Below are 21891 nucleotides of genomic sequence, written 5' to 3'. Positions count from 1 at the left end.
AAGGATCGCGAATCAGTTCAAAAACCAAAGAGCCAAATCACTAGCAAAAAACTCAACTAGCAAAACAAAATGTCCCCTCACCCCAGACGGGAAGAATGAAGCAAGAAGACGTCACACCCACACCCCGAAAGGCATGAGCGCCAAAAACATTCGGCACTGACATTCATCGACACACTGTTGAGTTCTCAAAGAACACGCGCACATCGCCAGCCTCGGGAATCGAATCTCGGGGCGTCTGAGGCAACCGTTCCAGCCTAACTGATCCAACCGACCGAGTCAATCAGCCGTTTTGTCGGACCCACCGAACGAACAAGCGAACTCGTTACGATCGGGATTGTCATCGCGTAACCCGTACAACCTCGTTGTCTCCGGCCTCTCGGCTCGGAGTCGGTGTCCGTGTCGCTCTGACTTGGACAAAGTTACGCGGCGGAAAACATCACGTCAAATTCCCAGGTCGCCCTGCAACCCGGGGGGTAAACGCCGAGGTAGCGACCCCGGCCGGAGTGACATACCCGCTCCGAACCTGAAATCACATGCTTGTGACTCGCGCCACCCCGGCGAACCTACCTCAGCGCAGGTACGCGCCGGCGAAGTTTCGCTTCCCTCGTCGAACGACGAGCCACTTTCCGTGGAGGAAATCGTCGGGCGACGGCGTCCAATCCTCGTCGGCGATCTTCACGTTGTTCACGGACGCGCCGCCCTCCTTCACCGCGCGGCGGGCGGCACCCTTGCTCTCGCACAGGCCTGTACCGACGAGCAGGTCGACGATCGTCGACGGCTCCCCCGCACCCATGTCGAAGACCGATGTCTCGCGAAGAGCGGCGGCCAGGGTCGATTCGTCGAGTTCCTGCAGTTCGGCGCGTCCGAAGAGCGCCTGGCTCGCCACTTCGACGGCCTTGGTGTTCTCGGCTCCGTGTACCAGCGTCGTCATCTCGGCCGCGAGTCGCTTCTGGGCTTCACGGGCATGAGGACGTTCGCGAGTCGCCTCGTCGAGTTCTGCCAACTCCTCCTGCCCGAGGAACGTGAACCACCGCAGGTATTTCACGACATCGGCGTCGCCGGTGTTCACGAAGTACTGGTACCAGGCGTACGGACTCGTCATCTCGGGGTCGAGCCACAGGCTTCCGCCGCCGGTCGACTTGCCGAACTTCTTGCCGTCGGCGGACGTCACCAGAGGAACGGTGAGCGCATGCACCGACTCTGCATCGGTGCGCCGGTTCAGTTCGACGCCGGCGACGATGTTGCCCCACTGATCGGAGCCGCCGATCTGCAGCGTGCAGCCGTGCTTGCGGCGCAACTGCACGTAGTCGTTCGCCTGCAGAAGCATGTAGCTGAACTCGGTGTACGACATGCCGTCGGCTTCGAGACGCGTCTTGACGGTGTCGCGAGCGAGCATGACGTTCACCGAGAAGTGCTTGCCGATGTCGCGGAGGAAGTCGATCGCGGTCAGCTCACCCGTCCACGACAGGTTGTTCTCCACGATCGCACCGGTGGCCGGATCGCCGAACTCCACGAAGCGTTCGAGTTGTCCTCGGATGCGGTCGGCCCACTCGCGCACGGTGTCGGAAGAGTTCATCGTGCGTTCGCCGACGTCGCGCGGATCGCCGATCAGACCCGTCGCACCACCGGCCAGGACGATCGGACGATGCCCTGCTCGTTGGAACCGCTTCAGCGCCAGCAGCGGAACGAGATGACCGGCGTGGAGACTGGGGCCCGTCGGGTCGAACCCCGCATACAGAGTGATCGGCTCCCCCGACGTCGCCTTCTTCAGTTCGTCCAGGTCGGTGGACTGCGCGATCAACCCGCGCCAGGTCAGTTCGTCGATGATGTTCTCACTCACCCGTCGATCTTCCCGCATCTCCGTCCGCTCGTGCGTCCGAGGTCCGCCCGTCAGTCTCCGGGAACCGCGCGAGGGCTGCGTCGATACGCCGACACTGCCCGCGAACTCGGGTCCCAAAGCCGCCACGCTCTGTCTGCGCCGGTACTCACCCCGACGCGCGGGCCGTACGCGATGTCAGGGATGGCGCGTGCGTCACCGAGCTTCGACAATCTCACCGGCGACGCCGCGTCGAACAGATCGGTTCCGTTGTCCGCCAGCGATATTGCGAGCGCCGACCCCAGATTTCCCGGGCCGCTCGCCAACTTGTGTTCCGGCGCTCGCGGGCCGCGTCGCGAGAATGCGACGCCCTCCCCCCGCGTCACCTCACCGGCCCGCAGCAGGACCGCGCCCGCCTCGCCGTCGGGACCGCAGGTGACGTTCATGCACAGGTGCATGCCGTAGCTCAGGTACACGTAGAGCCTTCCCGCGCTCCCGAACATGACGGCGTTGCGCGGCGTCGGACCTCGGTACGAATGAGCAGCCGGATCGGGCCATGGGCCGCCCTCCGGGCCGCCGTATGCCTCGACCTCCACGATCTCGATGCTCACGTCGTTGGCAGTCAGCGTCGCCCCGAGAAGATGCCGAGCTGCGTCGACCGGGTGTCCTGTCAGAGCAGCGATGTCCACGTGAAGTCATCTTGCCGCCCGTTGACGTCGCATCGGCCGTGGGGTCATAATTCATCACAGGGTGAAATCATCGAATGGTGAATTCAGGGAGGGCGTCATGACGGACATCGGACCGGCAATCGTCGTCGACAAGCTGACCGTGCGGCGGGGCAAACGGACGGTCCTCGATCGCGTGGATCTCGAGATACCCCGAGGTGCCATCACCGGGCTTCTCGGCCCGTCGGGCTGCGGTAAGACGACGTTGATGCGCTCGATCGTGGGCACCCAGATCGTCGAGAGCGGAACGGTCACCGTGTTGGGATCGCCCGCCGGTGCGAAACAACTACGGTCGAAGGTCGGCTACGTGACTCAGGCGCCCAGCGTCTACCGGGATCTCACCGTTCGCGACAACATCGCGTACTTCGCCTCGCTGTACGGCCGCGGTAGCACCGCGGTCCAGTCCGCGATCGACACCGTCGGGCTCGGTGACCATGCGTCGTCGATCAGCGGTGGTTTGTCCGGCGGGCAACTCTCACGTGTGTCGCTGGCGAGCGCGCTCGTCGCGGAACCCGAGGTGCTGATACTCGACGAGCCGACGGTCGGCCTCGATCCCGTTCTGCGCTTCGAGCTCTGGGAACGGTTCACCGACATCGCCGCCGCCGGCACGACGATCCTGGTGTCGAGCCACGTCATGGACGAAGCCGAGCACTGCAGCACGTTGATCCTCATGCGCAACGGAACCGTCCTCGGACGACCGACGCCCGACGAGCTGCTGCGCACCACGGGCGAATCGACCCTCGAGCACGCCTTTCTCTCCCTCGTTCGGGCACACGACACCATGGAGAAGACGTCATGACCGCACAGATCTACGCCGCGGGCACCGGACGCATTCTGCGTCAGCTGCGTTCGGATCACCGGACCGTCGCGATGATTCTCTTCGTCCCGTCGCTGTTGATGGCGCTGCTGTACTTCCTCTACGACGACGTACCGGTACGACCCGGCGCCCTGCCGCTGTTCGATCGGATCGCGATCACGATGCTCGGCATCCTTCCGTTCGTCGTGATGTTCCTGATCACGTCCATCGCGATGCAACGTGAGCGCAGTTCCGGCACGCTCGAGCGGCTGCTCACGACACCGATGTCGAAACTGGATCTCCTGGCGAGCTACGCCACCGCGTTCTCTGTCGCCGCGGTCCTGCAGGCCCTCCTGGCGTGCGCGGTGTCGTTCGGGCTGCTCGGTTTGACGACGGCGGGTCCGGTCGCCTGGGTGTTGCTCATCGCGGTGCTCAACGCAGTTCTGGGCGTCGCCCTCGGATTGCTGTGCAGCGCCTTCGCCCGCACCGAATTTCAAGCCGTGCAGTTCATGCCCGTCGTGGTCGTTCCCCAACTGTTCCTGTGCGGTCTGTTGGTTCCGCGTGAGCAGATGCCGGACTGGCTGCACGCGATCAGCAACGTGCTTCCGCTCAGCTACGCCGTGGATGCACTACAGGAAATCTCCGCGAATCCCGCCTTCACCGGGCGGATGGGCGTCGACATCGCTGTGGTCGCCGGTTTCACCCTCGTCGCCTTGTGCGCGGGCGCCGCGACGCTTCGGCGGCGGACTCCGTGACGGACACCGCCCCACCTGCACGTTCCGGCCGACGCCCGGGCCGGTCCGGCACGAAGGACGCAATCCTGACGGTAGCGCGTCGGCGCTTCGCGGAAGCGGGATTCGACAGGGCCTCGGTCCGGTCGATCGCGTCGGACGCCGGGGTGGATTCCGCGCTCGTCCACCACTACTTCGGGACCAAGCGTGACCTGTTCGTCGCGGCCGTCGCACTGCCGGTCGACCCGGACGAGACATTGAAGCCGATACTCGCAGCAGACATCGACGACCTCGGCCCGACGCTCGCGAGAACGATTCTCGGCGTCTGGGACTCGGAGAACGGTCAGGGAATCGTCGCTGCGTTTCGGTCGATGATCGCGAGTGGCGACACGAGCTTGATCAGCAGCTTCCTGTTGCAGATTGCGTTGCGAGACACCGCGGTTCGCGTCGACGTGCCTGCCGGTTCCGGGCTCGAACGCGTTGGTCTCGTCGCGTCGCAGATGGCCGGATTGCTGCTCACCCGGCACATCCTCGAACTCGAACCCATCGCGTCGATGCCTGCCGATCGTCTCGTGGCCGTCGTCGGGCCGACGCTGCAGCGCTATCTGACGGGCCCGCTCCCCGACTGAGTGCTGGTGAACTACGCCGATCGAGCTCGGCTCAGGATCGACTCGTGCTCGGCGTCGTCGACGTCACGAGCCTCGTCGACCAACAGAACCGGAATTCCGTTCTCGATCGGGTACGCCCGACGCAACCGCGGGTTGTAGAGCAACTCGTCCTCCACCAGCAGGAGCGGGCCCTTGTCCACCGGGCAGGCAAGGATGCCGAGGAGGTTCTGATCGATTGCCACTGAAGTCCTTTTTCTCGCAGGTTCACGACTTCACCGTGAGAAGTCCGTCCGTTCAAACTACCGAACCGAGCACGCGTGCCGAACCGGCTACCTGTCGTCCACGTCGTCGGATTTCGTGAACCGCTCGGCGACGACTGCTTTGGTGAGCCGTCGATACGTACCCTGGTCGGCGTCGTAGAACCATGACCTCGCGCTCGGCGCGGGTAGTCCGAGTTTCTGCAGGTCGGAGGCTCGCGGCCGGTAGGCCCTGCCGAGGGGGATGTCGTCGACGATGTGCACGATGTCCGGCCGCCCGGACGGCAGCAGCACGGCCATCGCGTCGGTGACGATGCGCGCCGACAGCGACGTGTGTCCACGCGTCGACACCGCGCACACCGCGATTTCGTCGACACCGTAATCCCACCGTCGCGGCGCCCCCGCGGACTCCGGCGCTTCGATGCCGTACACGACGACCGATTCCACGTCGTCCACCTCGCCGAACGCGTCGATGATCGGCTGCGTGTACACGGGCCCGCGTGCGGCTTTCACGACGGTGTCCTTGCGATCGACGAGCCAGTAGTCGCCGTCCGCGTCGCGCCGGAACAGATTCTCCGTCGGCACCCACGAGTCACCCGGTTGGAACACACCCCGCATGAGCGGGCTGGTGACCTCGCCCTCGCTGTTCGGTCGACCGAGTAGCAATCCGATCTCGTCGTCGCGGCACACGCGGACGAACCCGTTCTCGTCCTCTTCGAGGCGGCCGGTCATCGGGTCGTACGCAGCGAGTTCGACGCGGGCGCTGCCCGGCAGCGGCCTGCCCTTCGAACCTATCTTCGCGCCCCCGACGTTCGCCAGAATGACGTCGTTCTCGGTCGACGCGTAGAACTCGAGGACCCTAGCCGGCGAGAACAGGTGCAGCGTGCGCTTCCACAGATTCACGGGCATGCCGGATCCGATGAACAGACGGACCGGGTGATTACGGCCGAGTTCGAGGTCGTCGTCGTCGAGAATCGTCTGCATCATCGCCCACGTGTAGCTGATGACCGTCACGCCGTAGCGGGCCACCTCACTGGCGAAACGCGTGGAATCGAGCCCGCGCGACAGAGCGATACGCGACCCGCCCGCGAGCGCGCCGCCCACGCTGACGAGAAGGCCCGCCGAATGGTGCAGCGGTGCAAGGCAATACACGGTGTCGCCGGCACCGAGCGCGGCAGCCGTCGCAGTTCCGTACGCCGACAACGCCCATCGATGATTGGTGATGAAGCGCGGCTCCAATCCGCGATCGGTCGCCGTGAACAACACGACGGCCAATTCGCGGGCACGTCCTGGATCCGGCTCGAACCATGCGGGGAGCCGCACCGAATCGGGATCGATGGCCTCGAGATCGGTGACGTCGGCGCCGTCGGGAATATCCAACTCGCGCTCGTCGCCGCCGCCGAGAACCAAGACGTTGACGGCGAGAAGTGTTGCGGACTTGAGGTTTTCCGGATCCGAGATGACGATGTCGACGTCGACCACACGCAGCGCACTGTCGAGGTCCCCGCCCGGAGGCAGCATGACCGCGACGGCGCCGATACGGGACAGCGCAGCGACGGCCGCCAGCGCGCTGGGTCGCGTCTCCATCAGCACACCGACGCGCGCCGACGGGCGAACACCCGAGACGATGAGCCCTCGAACCACGTTGTCGATCCGGACGTTGACCGCCTGATAGGTGTGCACACGGTCGTCGAACAGGAAGCATTCGCCCGCAGGAGACCTGCGTCCCTGTTCCGCGAGCAGGCGTCCGAGCGAGACGGTCGTGTGCGGCTGCATCTGACCGAGCCGAGCCAGTCGCGGCAGCGTGCGAACCGCCTCGGTCGAAATCTCGCGCGTGCCCCGCACCGCGCCGGTGGCCGCAGCCGCCAAACCTTTCCCGACGCCGACCCCCACTTCGGCGATCGATGCGGCCGTGTGGATCAGCCGGTTGCTCACCGAGACACCACTGTCGGTATCGGCGTGCTCGTCGTAACTCATCTCGAACACGGTGTCGGGCTGCTCGCCCAGCCCTTCCCTCCAGCGGATCCACTCCCCCGTCGTCGGCCAGGTCTGCGACTCCGCGGTGCTACCCACCACGAGCCCGAAATGCCCTGCCCGGAGCGTGGTTTCGTAGATCTCGGCCCGCGGGGCCGCGCGCTTGATGCCTCGGACGGCAAGGGGCTGACCGATGTCGTCGACCTCACCGACGAATGCGAGCACCGGCACCGTCAGGTCGGCAAGCGTCAGCAGACGATCCTTGATGACGAATCCGCCCGTCATCATGCGGTTGTGCACGACGAACTGCTTGAGCAGTTCGGCCACCGCCGGCCCCGACCACGCGACCCACCCGTCCAAGGCCAGGAAGCGTCGTTGCGGCTCTCGCGGCAGCAGAGCGTCGCGGTCGTGCAACTGCCGCAGGAAATCGAGTCGCGAACGCACCGTCTTCGCCGGGTCCAACAACTGAAAACCCGTGCGCGCCATCCATCCCGACACCGCAAGGCGCGTGAAGACATGGTCGGCGAGGAACTCGGCTCCTCGGGTGGCAACCCCGGCCGGAATGCCCAGCGGCAACGCCGCCAACGTGTCGACAGGAGCGCCGAACGTGATCAGACTGGCCAGATTCTTGCCGCCCCGGTAGGCGGCCGCCTGGTAACAGAACATGCCGCCCTGCGAGTAGCCACTGAGATGCACGTCGCGACCGGTGAGTGCGTGCACCTTGTCGACGACCTCACTAATAGCCACGACGTGATCGGCGAGCGTGCGCCCCCAGCCGCCTTCCTCGGTGTCGGGCGATCCGAAGTCGACGACCCACGGGTCGAGACCCATGCTGTGCAGGATGCCCGCGGCGCCTTGGTCGGTGGTGACGTCGTAGACGTCCGCGGACACCATCATCGGCGGCACGAGGACTACCGGAGGCTTCGACTCCTGGTCGGCGTCCTCCGGGAAGTATCGACGCAATCGATACATCGCGTCCCGGTCGACGACCTTGAACGGCGACGGATCGACTTCGGTCTCGAGGCCACCGAGCCGGATGACCTCCAGACCGTTCTGTGCAGTGGCGATCGCACGCCGCAACGGCTCACGAAACGCATCTGCATTCAGTCCCACCACAACAACTCCTGCGTTCGACTCGGCGACCCGACCGCCCACCCACCTTCGTAGGTTGAAGCTTCTCACACCGACCGCATCGAATTCCGGCGTGCGTGACTTTTTGTGTCAGTCCGTGACGAGTGCTGTCCGGGCCCACGTCCGAAGTTGCTCGGACGACGATCGAACGCCACCCAATTGTGACGCGACCTGAACCGCAGCCGTACCGCCGCGCGAATCTCGTGAAGCAATCGATCCCTCGACGGTGAGAACCTCACGAACGGCTGGCGTCAGCGACGAGTCGATCGACGCCAACTCCTCGTCGGTCAGCTCGTCGAGTCCGACGCCACGAGCCTCGGCGGCCCTGACGCATGCCCCGGCTGCCTCGTGCGCGATTCGGAACGGCGTTCCCTGCCGGACCATCCATTCGGCGATGTCGGTCGCCAACGTGTAGCCGGCAGGCGCCAATTCGGCCATGCGATCGACGTCGAACGTCAGCGTCGACACCAATCCCGCGAGGGCAGGCAACAACAACTCCAGTTGCGCGACGGAGTCGAAGACGGGTTCCTTGTCCTCCTGCAGATCCCGGTTGTACGCGAGCGGCTGCGCTTTCAGCGTCGCCAACAGCCCGGTGACGTTTCCGATGAGTCGTCCCGTCTTGCCACGCGTCAATTCCGCGACGTCGGGATTCTTCTTCTGCGGCATGATCGAACTGCCGGTCGACCACGCGTCCGAAAGCGTGACGTAACCGTATTCGGGCGTGCTCCAGGACACGATCTCCTCGGCGAGCCGCGACAGGTCGACGGCCGTCATCGCGAGCACGAACGCAGCCTCGGCCGCGAAGTCACGCGACGACGTGGCATCGATCGAGTTCTCGGCCGACGAGTCGAATCCGAGTTCGGCGGCGATCTGCTCTGGGTTCAGTCCGAGCGACGAACCTGCCAGAGCGCCGGAACCGTACGGGGACACCGCAGCTCGTTTGTCGAAGTCCTGGAATCGCTGGACGTCGCGCAGCAGCGGGTGCGTGTGTGCCAACAAGTGATGCGCCAGCAGAACCGGCTGGGCGGCCTGCGAATGCGTCTTGCCCGGCATGACGGCACTCGGATGCGAAGCCGCCTGCGTCGTCAACGCGTCGACGACGTCGAGCACGCCCGCCGACACACGACGGACCGCGTCGCGCAACCACATTCGGAACAACGTCGCCACCTGGTCGTTCCGCGACCGGCCTGCACGCAGCCGCCCGCCGACCTCGGGTCCGACGCGGTCGATGAGCCCGCGTTCGAGCGCACCGTGCACGTCCTCGTCGGACTCGGCGGCGACGAACTCACCCGAGGCGACATCGGCGGCGAGGCGCGCCAAACCGTCGAGCATCGTCTCGAGGTCCTCTGCGGTGAGCAGACCGGCACCGTGCAACACCCGCGCGTGTGCCATCGACGCGCGAATGTCGTAGGGCGCCAACACCCAATCGAAATGCGTCGACTTGCTCAGCGCCGCCATGGCCTCTGCGGGGCCGGACGCGAAACGCCCGCCCCACAGAGACCCTTCGTTGGTCTTCTGGCTCACAAGCCCAGGTCCCGCTTGGCCGCGATCTTGGAGGACAGGCCGTGCAGCTGCACGAAGCCCTTGGCCGACGACTGGTCGAACGTGTCGCCCTCGTCGTACGTCGCGAGGTTGAAGTCGTACAGCGACTCGCCGCTGCGACGACCGTTGACGTTGATCGTGCCCGCGTGCAGCGTGAGTCGGATCTCACCGGACACGTGCTCCTGGGTGTGCGTGTTGAACGTGTCGAGCGCACCCTTGAGCGGCGAGTACCAGAGACCGTCGTAGACCAGCTCGGCCCACTTCTGGTCGGTGTGGCGCTTGTAGCGTCCGAGCTCGCGCTCGAGGGTGACGTGCTCGAGCTCCTCGTGCGCGCGAATAAGCACCATCGCGCCCGGTGCCTCGTAGATCTCACGGCTCTTGATGCCGACGAGACGGTCCTCGACGACGTCGAGACGACCGACACCCTGAGCGCCTGCGCGGGTGTTGAGCTCCTGGATGGCTTCCAGCACCGAGACGGGACGGCCGTCGATGCTGACCGGACGACCCTTGTCGAAGCCGATGATCAGCTCGTCGGGAGCCGTCCAATTGGCCGTCGGATCCTGCGTGTAGTCGTAGACGTCCTTGGTCGGCGCGTTCCACAGATCCTCGAGGAACCCGGTCTCCACGGCACGACCCCAGACGTTCTGGTCGATGGAGAACGGCGACTTCTTGCTGACGTTGATCGGGATCTTGTTCTCTTCGGCGAACGCGATGGCCTTCTCACGGGTCCACGCGTAGTCGCGGACCGGAGCGAGGACGTCGAGCTCGGGTGCGAGGGTGTTGAAGCCGACCTCGAACCGGACCTGGTCGTTGCCCTTGCCGGTGCAGCCGTGCGCGACGACGGTTCCGCCGTGCGCACGCGCGTTCTCGACGAGGTGCTTGACGATCAGCGGACGGCTGATGGCCGACACCAGCGGGTAGCGATCCATGTAGAGAGCGTTGTTCTGGATGGTCGGCAAGCAGTACTCGTCGGCGAACTCGTTGCGAGCATCGACGACGACGGCTTCGACTGCGCCACAATCGATCGCACGCTGGCGCACGACCTCCATGTCCTCGCCGCCCTGACCGAGGTCGATGGCGACGGCGACGACCTCTTTGCCGGTCTCCTTGCCGATCCAGCTGATGGCGACGGAGGTGTCCAATCCCCCCGAGTAGGCGAGAATGACGCGTTCGGCCATGGTGTGTGCGCTCCTTAACTAGCTTTTGTGTAGGTCTGTCGTTGTGCCGTCGACGGGGTGTTCACTCACTCCCCGCGTCGGGCCAGTTTCTCTATCTTGTCCGCGAGCTCGCTGCCGGTCGTGGGCTCGCGCGCGATCATGAAGATCGTGTCATCCCCGGCGATCGTCCCGACAACCTCCCTCAGCGACGCCCGGTCGAGCGCGCTCGCGAGATAGTGCGCCGCGCCAGGGGGCGTGCGCAGGACTGCTTGGTTCCCGCTCGAATCGGTCGAGACGAGCAGCTCCCCGAGCAGTCGCGTCAGGCGGTCGGTGCCGCCCGACACGCCGCGGACGGGACTGCCGTCCTCTGGCACCACGTACACGCCGACCCCGCCGTCCGCGGCGCGCAGTTTCACCGCGCCGAGTTCGTCGAGATCTCGCGACAACGTGGCCTGGGTGACGTCGATACCCTCGGCCGCCAGCAGCGACGCGAGCTCCGGCTGGCTTCTGACCTGGTTCGTCGCCAGCAGAGTCACGATCCGCGCCTGCCTGCCTGCGCGGGTCGATGCCGTCAGCGGCGTCGACGACACCCCCTCGCTCACGGTCGTCGCGCCTGCTCGAGCAACCACACCAGAAGTGCCTTCTGGGCGTGCAGACGGTTCTCCGCCTCGTCGAGGACGACGCTCTGCGGGCCGTCGAGGACCTCGTCGGTGATCTCCTCACCGCGGTGCGCGGGCAGGCAGTGCAGAACGACGGCGTCGGACTTCGCCTTGGCCAGCAGATCGGTGTCGATCCGGTACGGCCGGAACGGCGCGACGCGGTCGAGGCCGTCGTTCTCCTGGCCCATCGACGTCCACGTGTCGGTGACGAGCGCGTCGGCGCCGGCCGCAGCTTCGTGGGGGTCCTCGGTGATCGTGATGGTGGCGCCGGTCTGCTCCGCACGCGCACGCGCCGCATCGACGACGTCACCCAGCGGCGCGAACGCCTTCGGTGCAGCGATGGTCACGTTGATGCCCGCGGTGACACCGCCCAGCATCAGCGAGTGCGCCATGTTGTTGGCGCCGTCGCCGAAGTACGCCAGCTCTAGCCCCTTCAGGTTCCCCTTCTGCTCGACGAGTGTCTGCAGATCCGCGAGCACCTGGCACGGGTGGAACTCGTTGGACAGCGCGTTGACGATCGGAACCGTCGATCCGGTCGCCATCTGCTCGAGGCGCTTCTGTCCGAACGTACGCCAGACGATCGCGTCGACGTACCGCGACAGGACACGGCCCGTGTCCTGCAGCGTCTCCTCGCGTCCGAGCTGCGTACTCTGGCCGTCGACGACGACCGCGTGACCGCCGAGCTGCGCGATACCGATCTCGAACGAGAACCGCGTCCGGGTCGAGTTCTTCTCGAAGATGACGCCGACGCCCTTCGGTCCTTCGAGCGGTCGCTTCGAGAACGGTGCACGCTTGATCTCGGCAGCGAGCGCGAGAACTTCGCCCTGCTCCTGCGGGGTCAGGTCGTCGTCACGCAGAAAGTTCCTCAGTGCCATGGTTATTCCGTTTCCTGGGCTGTGTCGAGAATTGCGGGCAGGGCCGTGACGAACGTCGCCGCCTGCTCCTCGGTGAGAACGAGAGGCGGGGCCAGGCGTAGAACGTCGGGCTGTGCGGCGTTGATCAGGAACCCGGCGTCACGCGCTGCGGCTTCGGCCTTGGGCGCGACGGCTCGAGTCAGCACGACGCCGAGTAGCAGGCCTGCGCCCCGTACGTGATCGACCAGCGGGTGGTTCAGTTCTTCGATGGAATGCGTGATGACCTTGCCGAGACGATCGGCGTGGGACACGAGATCCTCGTCGGCGATGGTCTTCAGAACCGCGAGAGCCGCCGACGCGCATACCGGGTTTCCGCCGAACGTCGTGCCGTGCTTGCCGGGATGCAGCAGGTTGCCTGCTTCGCCGATGCCGATGCAGGCTCCGATCGGCAGACCGCCGCCGAGTCCTTTCGCGAGGGTGATGACGTCCGGCACGATGCCGACGGCCTGATGCGCGTAGAACCATCCGGTCCGGCCGATACCCGTCTGCACCTCGTCGAGGATCAGCAGCGCACCGTGGCGTGCCGTAATTTCCCGCGCGGCAAGAAGATAGCCCTCCCGCGGGACGACGACGCCACCCTCGCCCATGATCGGCTCGAGGAAGACCGCGGCGGTATCCGAGTCGACGGCTGCTTCGAGTGCGGCGACGTCGCCGTACGGCACGTGGTGCACACCGGCAGGCATCGGTTCGAACGGTGCGCGCTTGTCCGGCTGGCCCGTGAGCGCCAGCGCACCCATCGTGCGGCCGTGGAACGCCTTCTGCGCGGCGATGATCTTCGGACGCCCGGTCAGACGTGCGATCTTGAACGCGGCCTCGTTGGCCTCGGTTCCCGAGTTGCACAGGAACACTCGGCCGTGGGTGCCCGCACCGAGGTGCGACAGCAACTGTTCGGCGAGAGCGATACCGGGTTCGGTCGCGTAGAGGTTCGACGTGTGACCGAGCGTCGAAAGCTGTGTGGTCACCGCATCGACGACGGCCGGATGTGCATGTCCGAGAATATTGACAGCGATGCCGGCCAGCAGGTCGAGATAGTCCTTGCCGTCGGCGTCGGTCACGACGGCCCCCTGACCGCGCACCAGCGCGACGCGAGGAACGCCGTAGTTGTCCATCAGCGAATTCGACCACCGGGTCTGGAGGTCTGCTGTCCCGTGATCATTCATGAAAGGCCCCCTGTGACAGTAGTGTTCGAGTCGGATACGGGCAGCTTGGCCACCATGGTGCCGATGCCTTCACCCGTGAACAGTTCGACGAGCACCGAATGCGGCACGCGCCCGTCGATGACGTGCGCGGACGGCACACCCCCGAGGACGGCACGCAAGCATGCTTCCATCTTCGGGACCATCCCCGCGTCGAGAGACGGCAGCAGCGCGGCCAACGAGTCGGGGTCGATCTCGGACGTCAACGACGACCGATCCGGCCAATCGGTGTACAGCCCTTCGACATCGGTGAGCACGACGAGCTTCTCCGCGCCGATCGCCTCGGCGAGTGCGGCAGCCGCGGTGTCTGCATTGATGTTGTGCACGACACCGTCCGCGTCGGGTGCGATGGTCGAGACCACCGGAATGCGCCCTGCCGCAACGAGATCGAGTACCGCGTCGGGGTTGACGGATGTGACGTCGCCGACGAGACCGATGTCGGTGAGGACGCCGTCGACCATCACCTCGCGCTTGGATGCGGTGAACAGGTGCGCGTCCTCGCCCGAGATTCCGACGGCGTACGGGCCGTGACTGTTGATCAGCCCCACGAGTTCTCGGCCCACCTGACCGAACAGGACCATGCGCACGACGTCCATGACCTCGGGCGTCGTGACGCGGAAGCCGCCGCGGAATTCACCGGTCATACCGAGCTTGGACAGCATGGCCGTGATCTGCGGGCCGCCTCCGTGCACAACGACCGGCTGAATACCGGTGGTGCGCAGGAACACCATGTCTTCGGCGAATGCGCGTTTGAGCTCGTCGTCGACCATGGCGTTGCCGCCGTACTTGACGACGACGATCTTGCCGTGGAACCGCTGCAGCCACGGCAGTGCTCCGGCGAGTGTGTGCGCCTTCTGCGACGCCGACAGTTCGGGTGCGGTCATGACGAGTACGCCGAGTTCTCTTCGACGTACGCGTGCGACAGATCCGTCGTTCGAATGGTGACCGAGCTGTCACCGATTCCGAGGTCGATGACGACCTCGATGTCCTCGCCGGACAGGTCGACGTCCCTTGCACCGGGCGCGCCGACGCCGTCGACGCAGACGGGACTGCCGTTGAACGACACCGAGATTCGATCAGGGTTCAGCTCGATCGGCGCGATGCCGATGGCCGCGAGCACACGGCCCCAGTTGGGGTCGGACCCGAACAGCGCGGTCTTGACGAGGCTGTCGCGTGCGACGGTACGTGCACCGATCAACGCATCGTCCTCGGACGCGGCGCCGGACACCGTGACCTTCACCCGCTTCGTCACACCCTCGGCATCGGCCATCATCTGATCGGCGAGGTCGTCGCAGACGGCCAGGACAGCGGCGTTCAGTTCGTCCTGGGTCGGCGTCACGCCACTGGCACCGGACGCGAGCAGCAGCACGGTGTCGTTGGTCGACGTGGCGCCGTCGACGTCGAGGCGGTCGTACGACAGTCTCGTCGCGTTGCGCAACGCCTCGTTCAACTGCTGTGCGGTGGCGACGGCGTCGGTGGTGACGACACTGAGCATCGTGGCGAGCGACGGAGCGAGCATGCCTGCGCCCTTGGCCATACCGCCCACGTTCCACTTGTCGGTGTGGTGGAAGGCGGCCTGCTTAGGGACGGTGTCGGTCGTCATGATGGCGTATGCCGCGTCGGTCCCGCCGGAGATTCCTCCCGCGAGTTCGTGCACGACTTCGGTGACGCCGGGAATCAGCTTGTCCATCGGCAAACGGTCACCGATCAGACCCGTCGAGCAGACCGCGACCTCGACGGCACCCGTCTCCGTACCCCAATTGCTCAGTGCACGTGCGACTTCCTCCGCAGTGCGATGCGTGTCCTGAAACCCCGGCGCGCCCGTACACGCGTTGGCGCCACCGGAATTGAGAACGACAGCACGAAGCTTGCCGGTCTGCAGTACCTGCTGCGACCACAGCACCGGTGCAGCCTTCACCTTGTTCTGCGTGAAGACACCTGCCGCGGTGGTGTCCGGGCCCTCGTTGAACACCAGCGCCAAGTCGGGCTTGCCGTTCGCCTTGATTCCGGCCGCGATACCCGCACCGCGGAACCCGGCGGGCGCGGTGACGCCCTGACTGCGAACGAGCTTGCCCGACAATGCCTGTGCCTCGGTGGCGCTGCTCACGGTGCGACTCCAACTGTCGAGAGACCATCGGTCTCGGGGATGCCCAAGGCAAGATTCATCGATTGGATCGCGGCTCCTGCGGTCCCCTTGGTCAGGTTGTCGACCGCGGCGACCACGACGAGCAGACCTGCGTCCTCGTCGACGGACACACTCATCTGCACGGCATTCGACCCGATCACCGCACCGGTCTGCGGTAGGCGACCTGCGCCGAGTACATGAACGAAAGGCTCCGCAGCGTAGGCCTTTTCGTAGACCTCGGTGGCCTGCTCCTGCGTCGCCGTCGTCACTGCGGTGCAGGTGGCGAGGATGCCGCGCGGCATCGGCGCGAGAACGGGAGTGAACGACACCGTCACCGGCTCCGGCGACAACGCGGACAAGTTCTGCGCGATCTCCGGCGTGTGCCGGTGCGCGCCCGCAACGGCGTATGCCCGCACCGACCCCATGATCTCCGCGCCCAGCAGGTCCGCTTTCGGGGCGCGACCCGCACCCGATGCGCCGCTGACCGCGACGACGTTGACGCGCGGTTCGACGATGCCGGCCGCAACTGCCGGAGCGAGAGCAAGAGACGAGACCGTCGGATAGCAGCCGGGCACGGCAATGCGCGTCGCGCCGACGAGCTTCTCACGATGACCGGGCAGTTCGGGCAGACCGTACGGCCAGGTACCGGCGTGAGCCGACTTGTAGTACTTCTCCCACGCGGACGCGTCGGACAGGCGGAAGTCGGCGCCACAATCGATGATCACGACGGACTCCGGCAGCTGCTGGGCGATCTCCCCCGACTTGCCGTGCGGAAGTCCGAGGAAGACGACGTCGTGGCCGGACAGCTCGTCGATGGTGGTTTCCGTGAGGATTCGGTCGGCGAGCGGGAGCAGGTGCGGATGGAACTCACCGAGCGCCGAGCCGGCGTTTCCGCCTGCGGTGAGCGAACCGATCACGAGGCGACCCGACGCCACCCCTGGGTGTCCGAGCAGCAGGCGCAGAACCTCGCCACCTGCGTATCCGCTTGCCCCCGCGACGGCGATCCGCAGCGGAGAGGTCTCCACGTCATCAATCCGAGCGTTCATACGATTGATTATGCATCATCGTGCAAGCTCATTCATGAGCGGGGTCGGGCAGTCCCCTGTGCATGAAAGTGCATAGCCGCTATGTATTTTTGTGCACGTGCTCCGAAGGAGGCTCCATCGATCGACGGATCTCGTCCAGCTTCTTGCGACCCGCTTCTTCACGGTCGTTCCACTGCTCGTCGAGAGAGCGGCCGGCCGGACTGCTCTGATCTAGTTCCTCCGCGCCGAGGGCCATCGCCGACCGGCCCTCCACTTTGCCGCGAACCGAGTCCCACGTCGGAACGCCCTGATCGGTGTAGCCGGTCGGTGACTCGTGATTGGACAGGCCTGCGCTGACGCCACCGCCGATCGCCCCGTCGATTGCGCTGTCGTCGACCAACTCGGCGTCGATGATCGTCTGCCGAGGAAGCTGGGTCGGTGTGCCGCCCAGAGGATCACCCAATGGCTGGTCGATTCTGGGTTCGGTCACGTGTGGAATGTCCACGTCCGGGATGTCCCCGGGCGGAACGGACGACGGTTCGTCCGAACTCGCCGTGTCGAGTTCGGCCAGCAGTGCCGATGCGGTCGCGTGCAGCGGCGCAAGCGCCGGGCGGCCCGACACTGCGGCCAGGACCTCCCGTAACACCGCGACGTCGGACCTGCCCTCCACCCCGTGAATGCTCATGCCCCCACGCTACGTACTTCGGCGCGAGTCCGGGAGGGTCAGCGTCGAAGTTCTGCGCCCACTGCCGCCGCAGCAGCGGCCACGGCGGCGTCCCGCGCCTCCGTCGCCTGCGCTTCCGTCAACGTTCCTTCCGAGCTGCGGAACACGAGCGCGAAGGCCAGCGACTTCCGGTTCTCGCCGACCTGTTCGCCTTCGAACACGTCGAACAGGCGAAGACTTTCCAGCAACTCGCCTGCACCCATCCGAAGGGCCGATTCGACGTCGGCTGCAGGAACCGATCTGTCGACGACGACTGCCACGTCCTGCAGGACCGCGGGGAACGGCGACACGACCGGTGCGGGCAGCGACTCGACGATCGGCAATGCATCGAGATTCAGCTCGACGGCACACGTGCGCGCCGGTAGGTCCGCTCGCTCGAGCACCGCCGGATGCAGCTCACCCGCGTGCCCGACGACGACACCGTCGACGAGGATTTCGGCGCAACGGCCCGGATGCCACGGCAGGTACTGCGCAGCACGCAACTCGATGTCGACGCCCGCAGCCGCCGCGACCGTGCGCGCCGCGTCGAACGCGTCCGACGCCTCCGCGGCACGTCCCTGGCCCCACGGACCCGACTGCTCACGCTGTCCGGACAGCACGACGCCGACATGCACCGGCTGTGCGGGCAGCGAAGCGCGCAGTCGGTCGATCTCCTCGTCGCTCGGACGCGTGTGGACGGCCAGAGCCTCGACTGCGGCGGTGTCGTCGCCGGGCAGAACGACCTGGGCGATTCCGAACAGCGATAGGTCGCGCTGACCGCGGGACACGTTGCGCGCCAGAATCTCCAGCAACCCCGGCAGGATTGTCGTCGCGAGCTCAGGGCGGTCGGCCTCAAGAGGATTGAGCACCGACGTCGTCCGACGACGAGCATCGTCGGCAGGCAGGCCCCAGATGTCGAACACACCGGTGGGCAGGAAGACCGTCGGGAGCACCTCGACGTACCCCGCGAAAGCGAGAGACTTTCCGACGGCTCTCTTCCGCTTCTGCGTCGGGGTCAGCCCACGCCCGGCCGGTGCAGCCGGCAGCACGGACGGGATCTGCTCCAGACCCTCGAGACGCAGTACCTCTTCGACGAGGTCGGCCGGCTGCTGCAGGTCGGGACGCCAGCTCGGCGGCGTCACGACGAGCTCGCCGTGTCCACTGTCGCTGACACCGACCTCGACGTCACAACCGATCTGGGTCAGGCGACGCGCCGCGACCCCGTTGGGGTAGGTGACGCCCGCGACCCGGTCCGGGAGATCGATGTCGATCCGGACAGGCGGGAACGTGTGCACCGATCCGATGTCGGTCAGGACGGGCTCGACGTGACCGCCTGCGATCTCGACGAGCAGCTGAGCGGCTCGATCCAGCGCCGCTACCGGCAGGGCGGAGTCGACCGTGCGCTCGAAGCGCTTGCTCGCTTCACTCGACAGCTTGTGACGACGACCGGTGCGGAACACCGCGAGCGGATCGAACGTCGCGGCTTCGAGAACGACGTCGACGGTGTCGTCGCCCACCTCGGTCGACGCGCCACCCATCACGCCCGCGAGCGAGATGGCGCCGGAGTCGTCGGCGATGACGACGTCTTCCGCGTCGAGCGTGCGTTCGACGTCGTCGAGCGTCGTCAGCTTCTCCCCCGCCTTCGCGCGGCGGACGACGATTCCGCCGGTCAGCTTCGCCGCGTCGAACGCGTGGAGTGGCTGGCCCAGCTCGTGCAGAACGTAGTTCGTGACGTCGACGGCGGCAGAGATCGGCCGTATCCCGGCGAGGAGCAGCCTGCGCTGCATCCACCACGGCGTGACCGCCTTCGGGTCGATCCCGCTGACCTTACGCAACGCGAACCTGGACGCGCCGGACTCGGGTGCGACCGTCGTGGGCCAGGTGTCGCCCTCGTTGTTCTGCACCGGTCCCGCGGCGGGGTCGGCGTAATCGAGATCGAAGCTGCTCGCGAGTTCGCGGGCGAGGCCGCGCACCGAGAACGCGTAACCGCGGTCCGGCGTGACGTTCAATTCGATGACCGAATCATCCATCCCGAGAACGACTTTCGCGTCGTCACCAGGCGCGGCGGTACCCTCCGGCAGAACCAGGATGCCCGACGAGTCCCTGCCGAGGCCCAGTTCGGCCGTCGAACAGATCATGCCGTTGGACGTCTTGCCGTACGTCTTGCGCGCCGCGATCGCGAAGCCGCCCGGCAACACGCTGCCCGGTAGGGCCGCCACGATCAGGTCGCCCTCGGCGAAATTCCGTGCTCCACAGACGATTTCCTGCGGCTCGTCGTTGCCGACATCGACGTGGCAGAAGCGGATCGGCTTCTTGAACTCGGTCAGTTCCTCGATCGACGTCACGCGTCCGACGACGAGCGGACCGGTGACGGTGTCGAGGGAATCGAGTTCCTCCACTTCGAACCCGACCCGGACGAAGCCCTCGTCGAGCTCCTCGGGAGTCACTTGCCACTGCGGCGTGGATCGCTGCAGAACCTCGGTCAACCAGGAATGTGGAACTCGCACGGTGCGTTCAGCTCTCTCTACGTGTCTGATGCAGGAATGAAGGTCAGGCGCCGACGCCGAACGGCATCGTGAAGCGAATGTCGCCTTCGACGATGTCGCGCATGTCGGGAATGTCGTTGCGGAACTGCAGCGTCCGCTCCAAGCCCATGCCGAACGCGAAGCCCGAGTACACCTCGGGGTCGATTCCACTGGCCTGCAACACCTTCGGATTGACCATGCCGCAGCCGCCCCACTCGACCCAGCCCGGGCCGCCCTTCTTCTTCGGGAACCAGACGTCGACCTCGGCGGACGGCTCGGTGAACGGGAAGTAGTTCGGGCGCATGCGCGTCCGAGTCTCCTCGCCGAACAGTGCCCGTGCGAACGCGTCGAGCGTGCCACGCAGGTTGGCCATCGTCAGACCCTTGTCGATCGCCAGACCCTCGACCTGATGGAATACCGGCGTGTGCGTCGAGTCGAGTTCGTCGGTACGGAACGTACGACCCGGGCACACGATGTAGATCGGAACCTCACGCGACAGCATCGACCGCACCTGAACCGGCGAGGTGTGCGTACGCAGGACCTGACGCGACCCCTCGGGCGCGATGTGGAAGGTGTCCTGCATCGTGCGCGCGGGATGATCGGGCAGGAAGTTGAGGGCGTCGAAGTTGAAGTGCTCGGCCTCGACCTCCGGGCCTTCCTCGACCTCCCACCCCATTCCGACGAACACATCGGCGACCTGGTCGGCGATGATCGTGATCGGGTGGCGAGCACCGGCGGGACGGCGGTTCGACGGCAAGGTCACGTCGATCGTCTCGGCGACGAGGATCGCGGCGTCGCGCTCGGCCAACAGGACCTCGCGGCGCGCGTCGAATGCCTTCTGCACACGATCGCGGGCAACCTTGACGCGCTTGCCCGCCTCCGCTTTCAGATCTCCCGGGATCGACCCGAGTGCGCGCTGCGCCAGGGCAAGAGGAGCACGGTTGCCGATGTGCTCGATCTTCACCGACGTCAGTTCGTCGAGATCCCGCGCGTCGGCGAACGCCTTCTCCGCCTCGTTCGTCGCGGCGTCGAGGGCAGATGCCTCGAGCACACTGGGATCGACGGGCTGGGCGTTTCCGCCTTCTTTCTTCGCCACGAGAGGTGCAACTCCTTGATGGTCTAGGTCGCTCGAGAACGTTTCGATCCTAGGCGAGGTGGCCGGATCGATCACGACGGGACTGCCGCTGGGCGCGTGCGCTCGCATACAGACAGATGGCAGCGGCCGTCGCGAGATTCAAGCTCTCCGCTCGCCCGTGAATCGGGATTCGTACGCGATGGTCGGCGTTCGCCGCGACGGACGGTGCGAGCCCGTGCGCCTCGTTGCCGAACAGCCACGCCGTCGGCCCGCTCAACAACTCGTCGGCATCGTCGAGGTCGACCTCACCGTCGGCGGCGGTCGCCAGAACGGTCAACCCGCGCGCGCGCAGGGCCTCGATACCCGTGTCGATCGAGCGCTCTCGCGCGATCGGCAGGTGGAACAGACTGCCCGCAGACGCGCGGACGCACTTGCCGTTGTGCGGGTCGACCGCGTCGCCGAGCAGCACGACCGCATCGGCACCGACCGCATCGGCGACGCGAACGACGGTTCCCGCGTTCCCGGGCTCGGACACCTCCACCGGGACGGCAACGAGCTGCGGCGTTCCGTCGAGCGCGGTCGGGACGTCGACGTCGATCGTTCGGCACACCGCGACGATGCCGGGCGGCGTGACCGTGTCGGACAGACCTTTCGCGGCTCGTTCGCTGATCGGGTACGTACGCACCCCTGCGGTGGCGGCGGCGTCGAGGACCAGGCGGTTGCGGTCGGCGGAGTCGTCACGGAAGAACAGCTGCTCGACGACCCCGGCCGCGAGCGCTTCGGTGACCGAGTTGCTTCCCTCGGCGAGGAACAGGCCCGTCTTGCGACGCTCGGCCGCACGCAGGAGCTTGACAGCCGAAACGACCCGTGGGGTGCGCTCGGTGAGCGTGTCCACGGGTCGTTTCGGGTCTGGATCGACGTGAGTCAACCTG

General features: G+C 66.1%; 19 protein-coding genes. 3 read left to right on the top strand and 16 right to left on the bottom strand.

Going from position 1 to position 21891, the window contains the following annotated elements; all coding sequences use genetic code 11:
• Positions 1 to 568: 568 nt before the first annotated feature.
• Both tyrS and DK926_RS12615 read right to left on the bottom strand, forming a co-directional pair.
• Complete coding sequence (tyrS, locus tag DK926_RS12620; RefSeq protein WP_114330657.1) at positions 569 to 1840, bottom strand: tyrosine--tRNA ligase; 1272 nt, start codon at positions 1838 to 1840, stop codon at positions 569 to 571.
• A gap of 50 nt (positions 1841 to 1890) precedes the next feature.
• Positions 1891 to 2505: a DNA-3-methyladenine glycosylase gene (locus DK926_RS12615; RefSeq protein ID WP_114330656.1), complete on the bottom strand. Its 615-nt coding sequence runs from the start codon at positions 2503 to 2505 to the stop codon at positions 1891 to 1893.
• Between the two features lie 97 nt (positions 2506 to 2602).
• Between DK926_RS12615 and DK926_RS12610 the strand changes: the two genes are divergently transcribed.
• From DK926_RS12610 to DK926_RS12600, 3 genes are read left to right on the top strand one after another with little or no spacing between them, the layout of a single operon-like run.
• Complete coding sequence (locus DK926_RS12610) at positions 2603 to 3340, top strand: ABC transporter ATP-binding protein (protein WP_114330655.1); 738 nt, start codon at positions 2603 to 2605, stop codon at positions 3338 to 3340.
• Positions 3337 to 4092, top strand: a complete 756-nt coding sequence (locus tag DK926_RS12605; protein ID WP_114330654.1) for an ABC transporter permease — start codon at positions 3337 to 3339, stop codon at positions 4090 to 4092. Before DK926_RS12610 ends, DK926_RS12605 begins: the two co-directional genes overlap by 4 nt.
• Complete coding sequence (locus tag DK926_RS12600; protein WP_243636771.1) at positions 4089 to 4697, top strand: TetR family transcriptional regulator; 609 nt, start codon at positions 4089 to 4091, stop codon at positions 4695 to 4697. The genes DK926_RS12605 and DK926_RS12600 overlap by 4 nt, the downstream gene beginning before the upstream one ends.
• 11 nt (positions 4698 to 4708) lie before the next feature.
• Here the strand turns inward: DK926_RS12600 and DK926_RS12595 are convergent, their stop codons facing one another.
• From DK926_RS12595 to DK926_RS12530, 14 genes are all read right to left on the bottom strand, one after another.
• Positions 4709 to 4918, bottom strand: a complete 210-nt coding sequence (locus DK926_RS12595; protein ID WP_068420888.1) for a Trm112 family protein — start codon at positions 4916 to 4918, stop codon at positions 4709 to 4711.
• Between the two features lie 87 nt (positions 4919 to 5005).
• On the bottom strand, positions 5006 to 8023 hold the full coding sequence (locus tag DK926_RS12590) for an AMP-binding protein (protein WP_114330652.1): 3018 nt from the start codon (positions 8021 to 8023) through the stop codon (positions 5006 to 5008).
• A gap of 105 nt (positions 8024 to 8128) precedes the next feature.
• Entirely contained in the window at positions 8129 to 9562 is a 1434-nt protein-coding gene (gene argH / locus DK926_RS12585) for an argininosuccinate lyase (protein ID WP_114330651.1), read from the bottom strand.
• Positions 9559 to 10758 carry an argininosuccinate synthase gene (locus DK926_RS12580; protein WP_068420882.1) on the bottom strand — a complete coding sequence of 400 codons (1200 nt, stop codon included), beginning with the start codon at positions 10756 to 10758 and terminating at the stop codon, positions 9559 to 9561. Before DK926_RS12580 ends, argH begins: the two co-directional genes overlap by 4 nt.
• Before the next feature lie 65 nt (positions 10759 to 10823).
• Entirely contained in the window at positions 10824 to 11312 is a 489-nt protein-coding gene (locus DK926_RS12575; protein WP_114330686.1) for an arginine repressor, read from the bottom strand.
• Between the two features lie 23 nt (positions 11313 to 11335).
• Positions 11336 to 12271, bottom strand: coding sequence for an ornithine carbamoyltransferase (gene argF / locus DK926_RS12570; RefSeq protein WP_114330650.1), 936 nt, complete (start codon positions 12269 to 12271; stop codon positions 11336 to 11338).
• A gap of 2 nt (positions 12272 to 12273) precedes the next feature.
• A complete protein-coding gene (locus DK926_RS12565; protein WP_114330649.1) occupies positions 12274 to 13470 on the bottom strand; it encodes an acetylornithine transaminase in 1197 nt (398 codons plus the stop codon).
• Complete coding sequence (gene argB, locus DK926_RS12560) at positions 13467 to 14390, bottom strand: acetylglutamate kinase (protein WP_114330648.1); 924 nt, start codon at positions 14388 to 14390, stop codon at positions 13467 to 13469. Before argB ends, DK926_RS12565 begins: the two co-directional genes overlap by 4 nt.
• Positions 14387 to 15613 (bottom strand): bifunctional glutamate N-acetyltransferase/amino-acid acetyltransferase ArgJ, encoded by a 1227-nt coding sequence (argJ, locus tag DK926_RS12555; RefSeq protein WP_114330647.1) that lies wholly within the window; start codon positions 15611 to 15613, stop codon positions 14387 to 14389. The genes argB and argJ overlap by 4 nt, the downstream gene beginning before the upstream one ends.
• Positions 15610 to 16677 (bottom strand): N-acetyl-gamma-glutamyl-phosphate reductase, encoded by a 1068-nt coding sequence (gene argC / locus DK926_RS12550; RefSeq protein WP_165839563.1) that lies wholly within the window; start codon positions 16675 to 16677, stop codon positions 15610 to 15612. The genes argJ and argC overlap by 4 nt, the downstream gene beginning before the upstream one ends.
• Before the next feature lie 79 nt (positions 16678 to 16756).
• Positions 16757 to 17341 (bottom strand): hypothetical protein, encoded by a 585-nt coding sequence (locus tag DK926_RS12545; RefSeq protein ID WP_114330646.1) that lies wholly within the window; start codon positions 17339 to 17341, stop codon positions 16757 to 16759.
• A gap of 38 nt (positions 17342 to 17379) precedes the next feature.
• Entirely contained in the window at positions 17380 to 19866 is a 2487-nt protein-coding gene (gene pheT, locus DK926_RS12540) for a phenylalanine--tRNA ligase subunit beta (protein ID WP_114330645.1), read from the bottom strand.
• A gap of 43 nt (positions 19867 to 19909) precedes the next feature.
• Entirely contained in the window at positions 19910 to 20980 is a 1071-nt protein-coding gene (gene pheS / locus DK926_RS12535; RefSeq protein ID WP_114330644.1) for a phenylalanine--tRNA ligase subunit alpha, read from the bottom strand.
• A 49-nt stretch (positions 20981 to 21029) separates the two neighbouring features.
• Entirely contained in the window at positions 21030 to 21854 is an 825-nt protein-coding gene (locus tag DK926_RS12530; protein WP_068420868.1) for an RNA methyltransferase, read from the bottom strand.
• Positions 21855 to 21891 lie beyond the last annotated feature (37 nt).

The sequence above is a fragment of the Rhodococcus sp. Eu-32 genome (genome assembly GCF_003336925.1).
Taxonomy (GTDB): Bacteria; Actinomycetota; Actinomycetes; order Mycobacteriales; family Mycobacteriaceae; genus Rhodococcoides; species Rhodococcoides kyotonensis_B.
This window is presented reverse-complemented; position numbering and strand designations above follow the sequence as displayed.

Excerpts from the sequence above, each read along its gene's own strand:
- DK926_RS12605 (WP_114330654.1), top strand. The coding sequence starts at position 3,337 with ATGACCGCACAGATCTACGCCGCGGGCACCGGACGCATTCTGCGTCAG.
- DK926_RS12565 (WP_114330649.1), bottom strand. The coding sequence starts at position 13,470 with ATGAATGATCACGGGACAGCAGACCTCCAGACCCGGTGGTCGAATTCG.
- DK926_RS12545 (WP_114330646.1), bottom strand. The coding sequence starts at position 17,341 with ATGAGCATTCACGGGGTGGAGGGCAGGTCCGACGTCGCGGTGTTACGG.
- argF (WP_114330650.1), bottom strand. The coding sequence starts at position 12,271 with ATGGCACTGAGGAACTTTCTGCGTGACGACGACCTGACCCCGCAGGAG.
- argB (WP_114330648.1), bottom strand. The coding sequence starts at position 14,390 with ATGACCGCACCCGAACTGTCGGCGTCGCAGAAGGCGCACACACTCGCC.
- DK926_RS12610 (WP_114330655.1), top strand. The coding sequence starts at position 2,603 with ATGACGGACATCGGACCGGCAATCGTCGTCGACAAGCTGACCGTGCGG.
- DK926_RS12580 (WP_068420882.1), bottom strand. The coding sequence starts at position 10,758 with ATGGCCGAACGCGTCATTCTCGCCTACTCGGGGGGATTGGACACCTCC.
- argC (WP_165839563.1), bottom strand. The coding sequence starts at position 16,677 with ATGAACGCTCGGATTGATGACGTGGAGACCTCTCCGCTGCGGATCGCC.